Source organism: Amycolatopsis sp. cmx-4-83 (assembly GCF_046548815.1).
Lineage (GTDB): Bacteria > Actinomycetota > Actinomycetes > Mycobacteriales > Pseudonocardiaceae > Amycolatopsis > Amycolatopsis pretoriensis_A.
Genome location: NZ_JAEBEF010000020.1, coordinates 117,547 through 130,373 on the forward strand (window position 1 = coordinate 117,547; position 12,827 = coordinate 130,373).

At 72.9% G+C, this 12,827-nt stretch carries 12 protein-coding genes; 4 read left to right on the top strand and 8 right to left on the bottom strand.

Translation table 11 applies throughout. The annotated features are described in order from the left end of the window. Window positions 1-50 precede the first annotated feature (50 nt). Window positions 51-371, bottom strand: a complete 321-nt coding sequence (locus ACLJQM_RS44460; RefSeq protein WP_247024597.1) for an ArsR/SmtB family transcription factor — start codon at window positions 369-371, stop codon at window positions 51-53. An 85-nt stretch (window positions 372-456) separates the two neighbouring features. Between ACLJQM_RS44460 and ACLJQM_RS44465 the strand changes: the two genes are divergently transcribed. The 3 genes from ACLJQM_RS44465 (at window position 457) to ACLJQM_RS44475 (ending at window position 3,094) form a co-directional block, all read left to right on the top strand. Then, entirely contained in the window at window positions 457-1,446 is a 990-nt protein-coding gene (locus ACLJQM_RS44465) for a zinc-dependent alcohol dehydrogenase family protein (RefSeq protein ID WP_410636210.1), read from the top strand. 224 nt (window positions 1,447-1,670) lie between these two features. Further along, window positions 1,671-2,228 (top strand): PspA-associated protein PspAB, encoded by a 558-nt coding sequence (gene pspAB, locus ACLJQM_RS44470; protein ID WP_247024593.1) that lies wholly within the window; start codon window positions 1,671-1,673, stop codon window positions 2,226-2,228. A gap of 230 nt (window positions 2,229-2,458) precedes the next feature. After that, window positions 2,459-3,094: a hypothetical protein gene (locus ACLJQM_RS44475; RefSeq protein ID WP_410636211.1), complete on the top strand. Its 636-nt coding sequence runs from the start codon at window positions 2,459-2,461 to the stop codon at window positions 3,092-3,094. Here ACLJQM_RS44475 and ACLJQM_RS44480 read toward each other — a convergent pair. Beyond that, a complete protein-coding gene (locus tag ACLJQM_RS44480) occupies window positions 3,013-3,648 on the bottom strand; it encodes a hypothetical protein (protein ID WP_360781254.1) in 636 nt (211 codons plus the stop codon). The genes ACLJQM_RS44475 and ACLJQM_RS44480 overlap by 82 nt on opposite strands. Window positions 3,649-3,723: 75 nt before the next feature. Here ACLJQM_RS44480 and ACLJQM_RS44485 point away from each other — a divergent pair, with 75 nt between their 5' ends. Continuing rightward, entirely contained in the window at window positions 3,724-4,401 is a 678-nt protein-coding gene (locus tag ACLJQM_RS44485; RefSeq protein ID WP_360781256.1) for a GNAT family N-acetyltransferase, read from the top strand. Here the strand turns inward: ACLJQM_RS44485 and ACLJQM_RS44490 are convergent. The 6 genes from ACLJQM_RS44490 to ACLJQM_RS44515 all read right to left on the bottom strand — a co-directional run bounded on the left by ACLJQM_RS44490 (window position 4,398) and on the right by ACLJQM_RS44515 (window position 12,795). Further along, window positions 4,398-6,413 carry a hypothetical protein gene (locus tag ACLJQM_RS44490; protein ID WP_410636212.1) on the bottom strand — a complete coding sequence of 672 codons (2,016 nt, stop codon included), beginning with the start codon at window positions 6,411-6,413 and terminating at the stop codon, window positions 4,398-4,400. The two genes, ACLJQM_RS44485 and ACLJQM_RS44490, sit on opposite strands and share 4 nt — an antisense overlap. 43 nt (window positions 6,414-6,456) lie before the next feature. Continuing rightward, entirely contained in the window at window positions 6,457-7,698 is a 1,242-nt protein-coding gene (locus tag ACLJQM_RS44495; RefSeq protein ID WP_360781259.1) for an acetyl-CoA carboxylase biotin carboxylase subunit family protein, read from the bottom strand. 93 nt (window positions 7,699-7,791) lie between these two features. Next, complete coding sequence (locus ACLJQM_RS44500; protein WP_360781261.1) at window positions 7,792-8,217, bottom strand: hypothetical protein; 426 nt, start codon at window positions 8,215-8,217, stop codon at window positions 7,792-7,794. Between the two features lie 206 nt (window positions 8,218-8,423). Further along, entirely contained in the window at window positions 8,424-9,860 is a 1,437-nt protein-coding gene (locus tag ACLJQM_RS44505; protein WP_410636213.1) for an APC family permease, read from the bottom strand. Window positions 9,861-9,945: 85 nt separating this feature from the next. Continuing rightward, window positions 9,946-11,220: a sensor histidine kinase gene (locus tag ACLJQM_RS44510; protein ID WP_410636214.1), complete on the bottom strand. Its 1,275-nt coding sequence runs from the start codon at window positions 11,218-11,220 to the stop codon at window positions 9,946-9,948. A 144-nt stretch (window positions 11,221-11,364) separates the two neighbouring features. Then, window positions 11,365-12,795: a carboxylesterase/lipase family protein gene (locus ACLJQM_RS44515; RefSeq protein WP_247024578.1), complete on the bottom strand. Its 1,431-nt coding sequence runs from the start codon at window positions 12,793-12,795 to the stop codon at window positions 11,365-11,367. Window positions 12,796-12,827 lie beyond the last annotated feature (32 nt).

Below are 12,827 nucleotides of genomic sequence, written 5' to 3' on the forward strand. Positions count from 1 at the left end.
TCAGATCTATTAGCAACGCTAAATGTCTGGTTGGGGTGGAAGGTCCCGGATCAGCGGGCGGCTTCGGCGAGGGCCAGGTCGAGCAGGCCCGGGAAGCGGGCGTCGAACTCCTCGCGGCGCAGGGCGTTCAGCCGCTGGGTGCCGCTGTCCCACTGCTTGAGCAGGCCCGCCGCGCGGAGGATCTTGAAGTGCCGGGACGCCGCGGGCTTGCTGACCGGCGGCATGATCGCGCCGCACGACTGGCCGGGTTCGCGGGCGAGGGCGGCGACCATGGCCAGCCGGTGCGGGTCGCGGAGGGCTTCGAGGGCCGCGCCGAACGGGACGTCGTCGAGGGCCGGGTGGTCCAACGGGGTCGCGGTGCGGCTGGCCATGTCCCGAGTATCCCTGGTTGCCGGGACGCGCGGAGCTGTGCCATGGTCGATGTTAGTCATTTGGTTAACATGAAGGAGGTCCCCGGTGCGCGTCTACCGTCCCGAGGCCGGAAAACCGGTCCAGCGCGACGAGCCGATGCCCGAACCGCAGCGCGGGGAAGTGCTCGTCCGCGTCCGGGCGACGTCGCTGAACTACCGCGACCTGCTGATCCTCGACCGCGACCACTTCAGCACCGGGCCGGGCGGCCTGATCCCGCTGTCCGACGCCGCGGGCGAGGTCGTCGCGGTCGGCGAAGGCGTCACCCGCTTCGCGGCCGGTGATCGGGTGATCGGCGGCTTCCACTCGCACTGGATCGCGGGCCGGCTGCCGGACACGCTGGTCGGCTACGGGAACGGCCAGGACGGCTGGCTCGCCGAGTACCGCGCCGTCGGGGAACACGCGCTCGTCGCGCTGCCGGATTCGCTCGGCTTCGAACAGGGCGCGACGCTGCCGTGCGCCGCGGTCACCGCGTGGACGTCGCTCGCCGGCGTGCGCCCGGGCGACGTCGTGCTCACCCTCGGCACCGGTGGCGTCTCGCTGTTCGCCCTGCAGCTGGCCAAGCAGCACGGCGCGCGCGTCGTCGCGACGACGTCCAGCGCGGAGAAGGCGGCCAAGCTGACCGAATGGGGCGCCGACACCGTCATCGACTACCGGGCGACGCCGGAGTGGGGCAAGGCGGTCCTCGACGCCACCGGCGGCCGGGGCGCGGACCGGATCGTCGAGGTCGGCGGGCCCGGCACGTTCGCGCAGTCGCTCGTCGCGGCCGGAACGCACCACGCCGAGATCGCGCTCGTCGGGTTCGTCGGCGCCGACGGGCCGCCGGTCGGGTTCATGGACCTCTTCCGCAGCGGCGCGACCCTGCGGAAGATCTGGGTCGGCAGCCGCGAGGACACCGAGGACCTCCTCCGGTGGCTCGCCGTCCGGCCGCTCGAGCCGGTCGTCGACAGCGTTCACCCGTTCGACGACGCGGACGGGGCCTTCGAGCGGTTCCGGAGCCGGCAGAACCTCGGGAAGGTCGTCATTTCGGTGGCGTGAGGCGGGCGGGTACCGCTGATCGGTCGAACCTGACCCGGTGTGACCGTTCGGCGGCGAAGTGCTGCCGTTCGCCGCGTGACCGCGTGCTTCCGGTCCGGAACCACGCGGTGCGGGAGCATGCTGTCCTCTCCGACCCCGGTGTCCCCGCGCCTGACGTCCACTGTGGACATTGCCAGTGCGCCCGGCCCGGCGGTTTTTTCGACCGGAGATAGGACACCATCGTCGTGACCCTGCTGGACAGCAAGCTCGTCCGGTGCTGGACGTCCCGCCCGCACCTGCAGTCCCTCTACACCCTCGCCGCCGCGGCACCGCGGATGCGCGCCGCGCTCGGGCTGGCGCCCACCGGCGGGGGCACGGTCGATTTCAAGGTGACCGGGGACGCGCTGGCCCGCACCGAAGCGGAGCTGCTGGCCGCGACGTCGGCCCGGCTGCCGGTGCACCCGCTGGTGACCCAGGACCTCGACGGCCGCTCGACGGTGCGCTGCTGGCGCCGCAACCGCGACCTGCGCGTGCTGACCGGTGACCTGGTCGACGTCGCGGACCGGCTGACCCGGGCGGGGTACGGCGGCTGCCTGCGGTTCGCGACCGTCGAGTTCGGCGAGCAGACCGGCCGCCTCGACCGGAAGCTCGCGCTGGTGTACCTGTTCGACCGCGGCACGTTCCACACCGCGCCGGTGCCGGGCACCCGGCCCCTCGACCGTTCGCTGGAACTGCGCGCGCGGGCCGCTTTGCACGGGGCGCTGCCGCTGGAACCCGACGCCCAGCGCCGGTTCGTGCTCTGAGGGTGCCGCCGAAAACCGCCGATCGGCGCGGTCACGGCGTTCGGCGAGGATGCTGCTCTCGTCCGATCGGAGCAGATGGCGTGGCTTCTCGTCCGAACCCGGCGAAGGGGCGGAGCACCACCCGGGCACGAACGTGACGGTTCCGTTCGGAGCCGGACCGTTGCAGCGGGCGTCCTCGTCGGTGACGATGAGGTGACGGCGCCGCGAGGCGCCGGGCCGAAGGAGGCCCGATGTCGGGTACCCCGTGGATGTGCGCGCAGTGCGGCGCGGTCAACGACCCCGCCGCCGGGCGCTGCGGCACCTGCTCGAGCCTGGCGCCGGGCCGGGCCCGCGCCCGGGCGCTGTGGGTGCTGCTGACCCTGATGGTGGTCGCGGGCCTCGCGGTCGGCGGCGTCCTGCTGTTCACCGGGCGCTCGAAGCCGGATCCCGCCGCGTCCGGGCCGTTCCCGGCCTACACGACGCCCGCGTTGCCCACGACCAGGACCGTGGTCACGACCGCCGGCACCCTCACGCCGCCGGTCACGCCGCCCACGCCCACGACCTCGGTCACGCCGGCCGGGAAGCCGTGCCCCGGCGACGCCGCGCACTACCTGCCCGGCGGCCAGGGCACCGTGCTGCTGGCCGGGCAGACGGTGAAGTCGCAGGTCACGATCTGCCGGACGCCCGACGGCCGGATCTTCTACGACGGCCAGGCCCGTGGGCAGACGGCGTCGGGCGACACCCACATCGTCCTGCCCGCCGAGGCGTCGGGCGACGGCTTCGTCGCGGTGAACGGCGACTACACCTACAAGGTGGGCGGCGGCAGGCTGGTCGTGTCGGCCGGGTCCGAGGTGCTGTCCGACGAGCCGCTGACCACCGTCGGCTGAGCGCCGATCGCCTCGATGGCGGTCAGCGGTTCCGCGTCGAACCCCAGGTCGAGGCGCATCTTCGCGCGCAGGAGGCGGTAGCCGCGCTGGCCCGCGGTCCAGAGGGCGCGGTTTTCCGTGCCGGGGTGGTCCGGGTCCAGCAGCCGCGAGGTCAGCCGCATCCGCGGCAGCGTCGCCTCGCTGACCAGCTCCCGCACGGACTCCGGCGCGTGCAGCACGACCGGGCCGAGCGCGTGCTGGGTCTCGCTCCGCACCTCGCGCAGCTCGGTGACCTGGTGCTCGTCGACGGGTTTGCCGAGCTCACGGGACCGGAGCGCGCGGAACAGGACCGAGTCGAACGCTTCGAGGACGCCGAGCAGTTCGGCGTAGGCGCCGGCGCGGGTTTCGTGGGTGCGGGCTTCCCGCTCGCGCTGCCAGCGACGTTCTTCACGGGCGGTTTCCTCGGCCATCCGCTTCGCCTCGCGGCGGCCGGACAGCAGCTGCGTGGCGAGCACCCCGGCCAGGCCGAGCAGCGCGACGACGATCGGTATCCACACCGGGACCTGCGAACCCACGAGCGCACCCTACCGGCGGCGCTCAGGATGTGGGACCGGTGCCGCCCGGCCGGGCGGGGCAGGGATCCTGGCGGTATGGCTTCTCCGCTCGACAACCCGGCCTTGGCGTCGCTGACCGGTCCGCACGCCCGTTTCGCCGAAGGGCGTGGCCGCGTGGTGCGCTACCCCGAAGACGTCGCCCCCTTTCTCGCGCTGCCGGACGATCCCGGGCCGCGGGACTGGCTGGACGTCGCCGAGCTCGCCGGGCCGGGGACGACCATCGTGCTCGCCGCCACCGCCGCGCGGCCGCCGTCCGGCTGGGAGGTGGTCGGCGTGACCCCGGGTGTCCAGCTGGTGGACGAAGGGGTCGCGGCCGCGCCGGAGCCGGAGGCCGTGCGGCTGGGGCTCGCCGACGTGCCGGAGATGCTCGACCTCGTCGAGCGGACGAAGCCGGGGCCGTTCCGGAAGCGGACCGTCGAGCTCGGCACCTACCTCGGGATCCGGCGGGGCGGCGCGCTGGTCGCGATGGCCGGGGAGCGGCTGCACCCGCCCGGCTACACCGAGATCAGCGCGGTCTGCACGGACCCGGCCCACCGCGGGGAAGGCCTGGCGACGCGGCTCGTGCTCGCCGTGGCGGCGGGCATCCGCGAGCGCGGCGAGACGCCGATGATGCACGCGGCGGCGAGCAACACCTCCGCGATCCGGTTGTACCTTTCGCTCGGGTTCGCCCTGCGGAGCCGGCCGGACTTCGTCGCGGTCCGCGTGCCCGGCTAGGACTCGGGTGGGCTCTTCGCGGCCTGGAGGCGGCCGGCCGGCAGCCGGTCGGCGCCCCAGCTGCGTTCGACGTACCCGAGGATCCCGGCGACGGATTCCGCGGGCACCTTCTCCGGCTGGCCGCGCTCGAGCGGGTCCAGGTGGAAGAGGTAGAGCCGCGACGTGAACTGGTCGAACGGCAGCGAAGCCTCGCCGAACCGCTCGCCGTTGCCCGCGGTGGAGACGACCACGCCGTCACCCCAGTCCTGGCCGCTGTCGTTGTTCGGGTTGAAGAAGTACACCCGCATGACGCCCTGGGGATCCGGGCCGACCCGCAGGATCGTGATCGCGTGCCAGCCGATGTAGCGGGCCGCGCTGTCGGTGACCGCGATCCCGGCCGGCTGCGGGTGGATCAGCGGCTGGCCGCCGTTGAAGAACGGGTGGTAGCTCGCGTGGAAGTGCCGGTAGAAGTCGTCGAGGTCGATCAGCTGCCCGGTCGCCACGTCGACGTTGATCCGGAAGCCGCGCGCGGTCCACCAGCCGTGGAACTCCGGGTTGACCCACCGGTGCGGGTCGCCGGGGCGGTCGGCGCAGCGGCGTCCCATCTCGGCGTAGATCCGGTCCAGGTGCGGCACCACCAGCAGCGACACCGGGTCGAGGTCGGCCGGCGGCGTGGCCGCGAGCCCGGCCGCGCTGTCCTTCGACGAGATCGGCTGCCCCTCGAAGTGCATGATGACCTCGTCGTCGCGCGCGGCCCACGTGACGATCTGCAGCAGGTAGTCCGGGTCGTTGTAGGCCCACATCGACAGCGCGCGGGCCGACTGGCAGGTCGGGTTGTCGCCCTGCCCGACGCCGAGCGGCAGGCCCAGCATCGACAGCACGCCCGCGGTGAGCCGCGCCGCCGGTCCCGGCCGGTCGCCGAACACAAGCGTCAGCCGCTCGCGCGCGGCCGGCGCGAGGTCCAGCGCCAGCTGGCGCCACAGCGCGGGCACCACCGGCGGCTCGTAGAGGATGCCGCGGTCGAGCAGCAGCGCCAGCCCGTAGATGCACTGCGCGGTCTGCGGGTGCACGGCGACCTCGATCAGCCGGTGCACCAGGTCGCGGTAGCGCAGCAGGCAGTTGCGCCCGGTTTCGGACAGCCCGAGCGCCTCGCCGAGCAGGTAGTCGCTTTCGTGCCGCAGGAACCGCAGCAGCTCCGCGTGGTACGGCGAGACCAGCCCGGTGTCGTGCATCGCCCGGGCGAACCCGGTGGCCTCGTACTGCAGGGCGCCGGTGTCCATCGACTCCAGCCGCGCCCGGAAGACGTCGACCCCCGGGTCTTCCCGGCACGCCTCCGTGGTGCCGAAGAGGCTGGTGATGAGCCGGTCGAGCCCCTGCCCGGACGACGCGCCCAGTGCGACGTCCGGGTCGCCGCGGTAGATCGCGATGCGGGTGATCAGCGACTGCACCTGGTCGACCTGGATCGGGCGCTGGCGCAGGATCCGCCAGATCTCGTCGACCACCTCGTCGAGGACGGTGTCGTAGCCGACCTCATCGGCGACGTGCCGGAACAGGTCCCGGATCAGCTGCGCGGTCCGGCCCTGGCGGACCCGTTCCGCCTCGCTGGGCGGGGTGAACAGCAGCTCGAGGTTCATCGCCAGCACCTGCGAAAGGAACTGGCGGGCGTCCTCGGCGGACAGCGTCGGGTGCGCGAAGTCCCCGCGGGCGACGGCGAGCATCCGCAGCTCGCTGGTCGCCTCGATGACGACGGTGTCGCCGTTTTCGCTGCGCAGCCCGGGCCCGACCAGTGCCGGGACGAGGATCTCCGGCGTGGCCCAGTCGGTGCCCTCGAACACGCCGGCTTCCTCGATGGCCTGCGCGCGGGCCTGGATCGCCGCGGGCCCGCCTGGCAGCAGCAGGACCCGCCGCAGTGCTTCCAGGACGCGTCGCAGCTTCGTGTGCTTGCCGAAGTCGCGGGTCTCCGCCATGGCCTGCACGGCGTCGTCGAGCGAAGCCACGCGCTTGTCCAGCGTCGCGGCGGGGGTCGGGTTCACAGGTGTTCCTCGGGGTCGGGTGCCGGCCTCCACATCGGACGGATCAGACGTAGAAGTCGTACTCTTCCTGTTCCTTCAGCAGATCACGCATCCGGTACGCGTCGTCGCCGAAGAAGTAGAGCAGGCCCCAGTGCGTGCCGAAAGCGGTCCGCTTGGTGACCGTCTCCTCCAGCGGCGCCGAAAGGTCGTGGGACTCGTAGTAGTCGTCGTCCTGGGTCTGCTCCGGGATCCGCAGCTCGCTGACGACCCGCCGGCGCGGGTAGACGCCGAAGCAGCCCGCGACGCCGGACGCGTCGACGACCTCGCGCGGGAAGAAGGCGTCGATCTCCTCCTCCGTCGTCTTCGGGTCGAAGGCCAGCGCCAGGCCCTGGTAGGCGTTGAACCCGTAAGCCCGTTCGAGCAGCTCGAAGACCTTGAAGCCCGGCGGGCGGTAGGCGACCTCGCCGAAGTACATCTCGCCGTCGCTGGTGACGAAGTACTCCGGGTGCACGAAGCCGAACTCGATGTCGAAGGTCTTGATGAGCTTCTCGATCTGCGCGGTGATCTGCGGCCGGTACTTCTCCAGCTCCGACGTCGCCGGCACGAACACCGAGTACCCGAGGGTGACGTACTCGGAGATGTTGAGGAACTTGATCTTCCCGTTGTGGATCCACGCCTCGACGGCGAACTCCCAGCCGTCCAGGTGGGACTCCATGAGGACGGGGAACTCGTCGTCCGGGATCGTGTCGATCTCGTCGGGTGTGCGGATGACGCGGTGCCCGAGGCAGCCGGCCTTGTCGAAGGCCTTGAGGTGGATCGGGTCGTTGGGGTCGCCGTCGAGCTTGAGCAGCGTCTGGTTGACGCGCTTGAGGAAGCGGATCACGTCGTCGCGGTCGTGGGCCTCCTCGAAGATGCCGACCCGGATGCCGCCGAGCTGGGCCCGGCGCTTCATCAAAGCCTTGTCGCGCAACAGCATCGCCTGCCCGAACAGCCGCGGGTTGTCGAGCAGCACCGAGTTGATCGCCCCGGCCCACTCCACGGTCTCCTCGAACAGCGGGATCGCGACGTCGACGCCTCTTTCTTTGAGGATCTCCGCGATCTCCAGCGAACGTTCGTTGAGCCGCTCGAAATTCCACGGCACGTAAGGGATGTCGTGCTCGGCGCAGTACTGCTCGGCCCACTCCGGGGCGACGACGACGTAGCGGCGGTCGAACCGGTCGAGGGCTTCGATCGCGTTGAGGCTCCAGCCGAGCAGGGCGAGGTATCCCTTGTCGGGGTTCTTCGAAGCCGATTCGGGCTGTGGCATGGACCATTCCTCCGGGTCGGCGCGTCAGGGGGTCGTTTCGTGACCCCACCGTACCGGGAGGTAACCGGGGTGCGCTGATCGAGCGCGTGATCACTAGGCGCCCGTCGAGGAACCCGGCCGCACGATCATCAGGACCGTCACCGCCGCCCACAGCAGGTTGAACACCCCCGTGACCATCGCGAGACGGCCCAGTTTGTCCGAAGTGGACTCTCCGGTCAGGAACCGCTTCTGCCGCGGCAGCACCAGGAGCGCGAGGACCGCGGCCGCCACGGCGGTCAGGCCGATCGACGTGAGCAGCCACGGGTCGCCCATGACGTGCATGGTGCCCGCGACGCCGAACCCGAACACCGGGACGGCGATGGCGGCGTAGGCGTACACGCGGCAGATCCGGTGCAGCATCGTCGTCACCTTCGCTTCGCCCTTCCGGACGGCGGCGGGGAACATGCTGGCCGCGACGGCGACCGGGCCGACGGCGAGCACCGCCGCCAGGACGTGGACCGAGAGCAGGAATTTCGACACGCGGCGAACCTACTGGGCTCGATCCGGGCCCGGGAGTGGCTGGAATGCCAGGAACCACCGAGTTCCGGCCAGTCCCGCCCCACGTGCACGGCCGGTGGATCCACCAGTGCGTCGCGTCGCCGGCGCACGTGAGCCCGGTCACCCGGTGCCGCGGCTGCCGGACCGCACTCCGTGGCGGTCGACGAGGCTGACCGCCGCCGCGCGGGCTAACGAGCGGCGGGTTCGGCGTCGAGGCCGAGCGCGTCCAGGCCCGCGTAGACGTCCGGGCGTCGCCGGCGCAGCCAGGCCGCCAGGGCGAGACCGGCGGCCGCCGCCACCGCGAGCAGCCACGGGAGCAGGGCGATCGCCGGTGCCTCGGAGCCGGCCAGCGTGGGGAAGTTGACGATCGCCAGCACCGTCACCGCGATCAGGCCGAGGCCGCCGAGGCCGGGGGCGATCGCGGTGCGCCACAGCCGCGGGTCGCGCCGCCTGCGGAAGTACGCGACGACCGCGATGCCGGCCAGTGCCTGGAGGGCGATCACGCCGAGGGTGCCGATGCCGGTCATGCTGGCGGTGAGGTCGGCGAGGGGGTCCAGCCCGGCCAGCGCGTAGCCGGCGGCGATCAGCGTGGCCAGCCCGATCTGCGTCCCGCTCGCGACGTACGGCGCCCCGTTCGCCGCGTTGGTCCGGCCGAGGACGGCGGGCAGCACGCGGGCCCGGCCGAGCGCGAACAAGTACCGCGTCGCCGAGTTGTGCAGTGCGAGCAGCGCCGCGAACAGGCTGACGACCAGCAGCAGCATCATCACGTCGGTGAGGAACGAGCCCAGGTAGGTGCGGCTGATCGAGAAGACGAGGTCGCCGGTCGCGAGGTGGTCCTGCGCCGTCCGCCCGGCCTCCGCGACGCCCGTCGCGCTGACGAGCGCCCACGTCGTCACCGCGGCGAACACCCCGATCAGGACGATCGCCGTGTAGGTCGCGCGGGAGATCGTCCGGTGCGGGTCGCGGGCCTCTTCGCTGAACAACCCGGTGGCTTCGAAGCCGACGAAAGCGTTGAAGGCGAACAGGAACGCGATCCCGATCGAGTCCGAGAACACCACCCCCGGCGCGAACGCGGAGACGTCCAGCCCGGTCCGGACGGCCACCGCGACGTCGAGGACGAGCAGGATCGACACTTCGAGGACGAGCGAAACGCCGAGCACCTTCGCGCTGACGTCGACCCCGCGGCGGCCGAGCCCGAACACCGCGAGGGCGGAGACGAGGCTCCAGACCTGCCACGGTGTGCGCCAGCCGAAGACCTGTTCGACGACGTTCGCGGTGAAGAAGCCGCTCGTCCCGACCGCGCCGGCGACGAAGCAGTTGTAGCCGAGCAGTGCGACGAGCGCGGCGACCAGGCCCAGCGGGCGGCCGAGTCCCTTGGTGACGTAGACGTAGAAGCCGCCCGCGCCGGTGACCACCTTGCTCATCTGCGCGTAGCCGACCCCGAAGAGCACCAGGATCAGCGCCGCGAGCAGGAACGCACCCGGCATGCCGCCGCCGTTGCCGAGCGCGATGCCCAGCGAAGCGATGACGACGATGCCGGTGAGCGGCGCGACGGCGGCGAGGACGAGGAAGACGACGCCCGGTGTGCCCAGCGCGTCGCGGCGCAGGGAGCCCGACTCGGCCATGGCTTTCTCCTCCCGCGGGGGACTGTCCGGGCATGGTGCGCCCCGGTCGTGGCGGGAGTCTTGTGCCGCAGCGCAGACCCGTTGCCTAGCCCGGCACCCACATCGTCACGCGGGTGCCGCGCCCGGGCTGGGAGTCGACCGTGCCGTGCCCGCCGACCTCGGCCAGCCGGGCCACGATGGACTGGCTGATGCCGAAGCCCGGCGGCCGGTCGCGGACGTCGAAACCCTGGCCCTGGTCGCGGGCGACCACCGCGATGCCGCCGTCGCGTTCCTCCACGCGGAGCACGACCTGCTTGGTCCCGGAGTGCTTCACGGTGTTGCGCAACGCTTCCCGGACCGCTTCGACCAGCGCGGTGCGGCGGTCGCGGGACACCTTGTGGTCGTCGGCGAAGTCCGCGGCGACGAGCTGCGTGCGCAGGCCGTCGCGGGCCAGTTCGGTGGCGACGTCGGCGAGTTCGATGGTGAAGCTGCGCGTCGGGCCGGTCGGCACCGGCTCGGTGATCCGGCGGCGCAGCTCGGCCGCCTCCGCCTTGGCGACCGAACGGAGTTCCGCGAGCCGCGTGACGGCCTGCGCGTCGTCGCCCGGCGCGGAAATGGCCAGTGCTTCGAGCGTCTGCAGCACGCTGTCGTGCATGATCCGCCGGGTCCGGCGGCGTTCGGCCTCGCGCCCGCGCCGCAGCCCGATGTCCACCGCGAACCGGGTGCCGACGCCGAGCATGATGAGGATCGCGACGGCGAGCACGATCGCCACCGCCAGCGCGACCAGGCAGCCGATCGAGCGCGTCAGGGCGAGCTGGTGGCCCAGCGGGAGGCCGCCGGCCAAGGTCAGCGCGGCCCGCAGCGGCACGGCCGCGGCGAACAGCCACAGCGCGGCGGGCAGCCCGGAGGTGCCCGCCCACATCGCGACCGCGCTGACCAGCCAGGTCCACGACACGTCGACCGCGAACGGCTGCACCGCCGCCGGCGCCGTCGCGGCCACGAAGAAGTTGAGCAGGACGCCGACGGCCAGGTCCAGGCCGAGGGCGCGGCCGGTGACCCGGGCCCGCAGCCCGCCGGAGCGCAGCACCCAGACCGCCGCGGCGGAGCCGGTCAGGACGGCGAACACGGTCGCGCCCAGGACCGGGCCGAGCCCGGCCCCGCCGTTGGCCGCGGCGAACCCGATGAACACCTTGATGAACGCCGCGATCCGGTACGCCAGCGGTACGAGGACCCAGTAGCGCGAGGCACGTGCGAGCGTCGCGTCCCCGACCGCGGTGAGGTCGCCGTCGTCGGCGGGCCCGGCGGGTTCCGCGGGGGTGCCGCTGCGGAGCAACGTGCGGACGAGCGCGCGCGGCGGTGCGGCAGAGCCCGCCTCGGGCATCGGTGGACCCCAATCATCCGGCCGTCCGGGCGGGCCTGAGCCTGGCAGCGCCGCGGGGGAGCCGTCAACCGTCCCGGGCCGGAGTCCAGCCCGGTGGAGCAAGGCGCGCTACGCGTTCGTGACCTTGAGGCCCGCGAACGCCGCTCAGTACGCGTGGAACACGGTGTCCTCGCCCGCGTACTCCGGCCAGCCCGGCGAACCCGTGGCGGCGAAGCGGTGCCAAGCGCCGTTCAGCTCGGTGGCCAGGTCCTGCGGCGGGGCCTCGCCGAGCAGGCCGCGGGGGCCGGGCACCGCGGCCAGCGCGTCGAACACGAACGGCAGCTCGAGCCCGTGGCACGCGCCGAGCCTGCCGTCGAGCAGGGGCGAACCCCACTCGAACTCGTAGCGGAACGTCCGGCCGGTGTGGTGGTCGGCCAGGTCGCGCACGCCGTCGCGGAAGACCAGGTCGGTCAGCGCTTCGACGAGGACCTGGCCCGCCGGGACGCCGGAGCCGAGGCCGTAGGCGTGCAGCACGCCGGCCGGGTCCGGGTGGGACACCGCCAGCGACGCGATCGCCTGGTCGTCGGTGACCTCTTCCAGCGCGCCGGTCGGGACCAGGTAGAGCCGCATCTCCTCGCTGCAGCTGCCGGCGATCAGGTCGACGTCGCGGCCCGCGCCCGCCCGGATCGCCTTGGCCGGGTGGTGCGGCAGGACGTCGTCGCCGATCACCGGGAGGAAGGGGCTCAGCCCGTAGCCGCGGTCGTAGCCCAGCGCGTCGCGCAGGTCGGGCGCGCCGCCGGGGCGCAGGACGGCGTCCTGGGCGTCGAGCAGCTGCTCGGTCGACACCTTCCGGAAGGACTCCGCGGTCGGCTCGACCTTCAGCTCGTCGGCGACGACCCGGGCCAGCCGCCGCGCCTGGACGCCGTCGCGCACCATGTCGGGGTGTCCGCTTTGGACGATCGCGCGGTGGAACAGGCCCGGCGAGAGCGGCGAGCCGAGCAGGCAGGCGACGCTGACGGCGCCGGAGGCCGCGCCGAAGAGGGTGACGTTGCCGGGGTCGCCGCCGAACCCGGCGATGTTCTCCCGGACCCAGCGCAGCGCGGCGAGCTGGTCGCGCAGCCCGAGGTTGGTGCTGCCGCCCTCCAGCGGCAGGAAGCCGTCGACGCCGAGCCGGTACTGCACGGTCACCAGCACCGCGCCGGCGCGGGCGAACGCCGTGCCGTCGTAGGCCGCGGCCGACCCGGTACCGCCGAGGAACGAGCCACCGTGGACGAACACCAGGACCGGCAGCGCGGCCCCGCCCGGCTGCGGCGTCCACACGTCCACCGTCAGGTACTCCGGGCCCGGCCGCCAGCCGGTGCCGGCGATCGGGGTCAGGTCCAGGCCGGGGACGTCGTGGCGGCGTTGCGGCGCGGTCGGCCCCGGTCTTCTCGCGTCACGGACCTCTTCCCACGGCGGCGCGGGGACGGGGTCGGCGAAGCGCAGGTCGCCTTCGGGCGCGGCGGCGTACGGCACACCGCGGAAGAGCGCGACGCCGTCGGCGGTGACCTGACCGCGGACCGCGCCGGAAGTGGTGGGGACGACCGGGTCGGTCATTGCGGGGGGTCCCTTCGTGGCACACCGGGGAG

What these genes read in the sequence shown, in the direction of transcription:
- ACLJQM_RS44515 (WP_247024578.1), bottom strand. Translation starts at nt 12,795, where the DNA reads ATGACCGACCCGGTCGTCCCCACCACTTCCGGCGCGGTCCGCGGTCAG.
- ACLJQM_RS44495 (WP_360781259.1), bottom strand. Translation starts at nt 7,698, where the DNA reads ATGCCACAGCCCGAATCGGCTTCGAAGAACCCCGACAAGGGATACCTC.
- ACLJQM_RS44460 (WP_247024597.1), bottom strand. Translation starts at nt 371, where the DNA reads ATGGCCAGCCGCACCGCGACCCCGTTGGACCACCCGGCCCTCGACGAC.
- ACLJQM_RS44510 (WP_410636214.1), bottom strand. Translation starts at nt 11,220, where the DNA reads ATGCCCGAGGCGGGCTCTGCCGCACCGCCGCGCGCGCTCGTCCGCACG.
- ACLJQM_RS44485 (WP_360781256.1), top strand. Translation starts at nt 3,724, where the DNA reads ATGGCTTCTCCGCTCGACAACCCGGCCTTGGCGTCGCTGACCGGTCCG.
- ACLJQM_RS44505 (WP_410636213.1), bottom strand. Translation starts at nt 9,860, where the DNA reads ATGGCCGAGTCGGGCTCCCTGCGCCGCGACGCGCTGGGCACACCGGGC.
- ACLJQM_RS44475 (WP_410636211.1), top strand. Translation starts at nt 2,459, where the DNA reads ATGTCGGGTACCCCGTGGATGTGCGCGCAGTGCGGCGCGGTCAACGAC.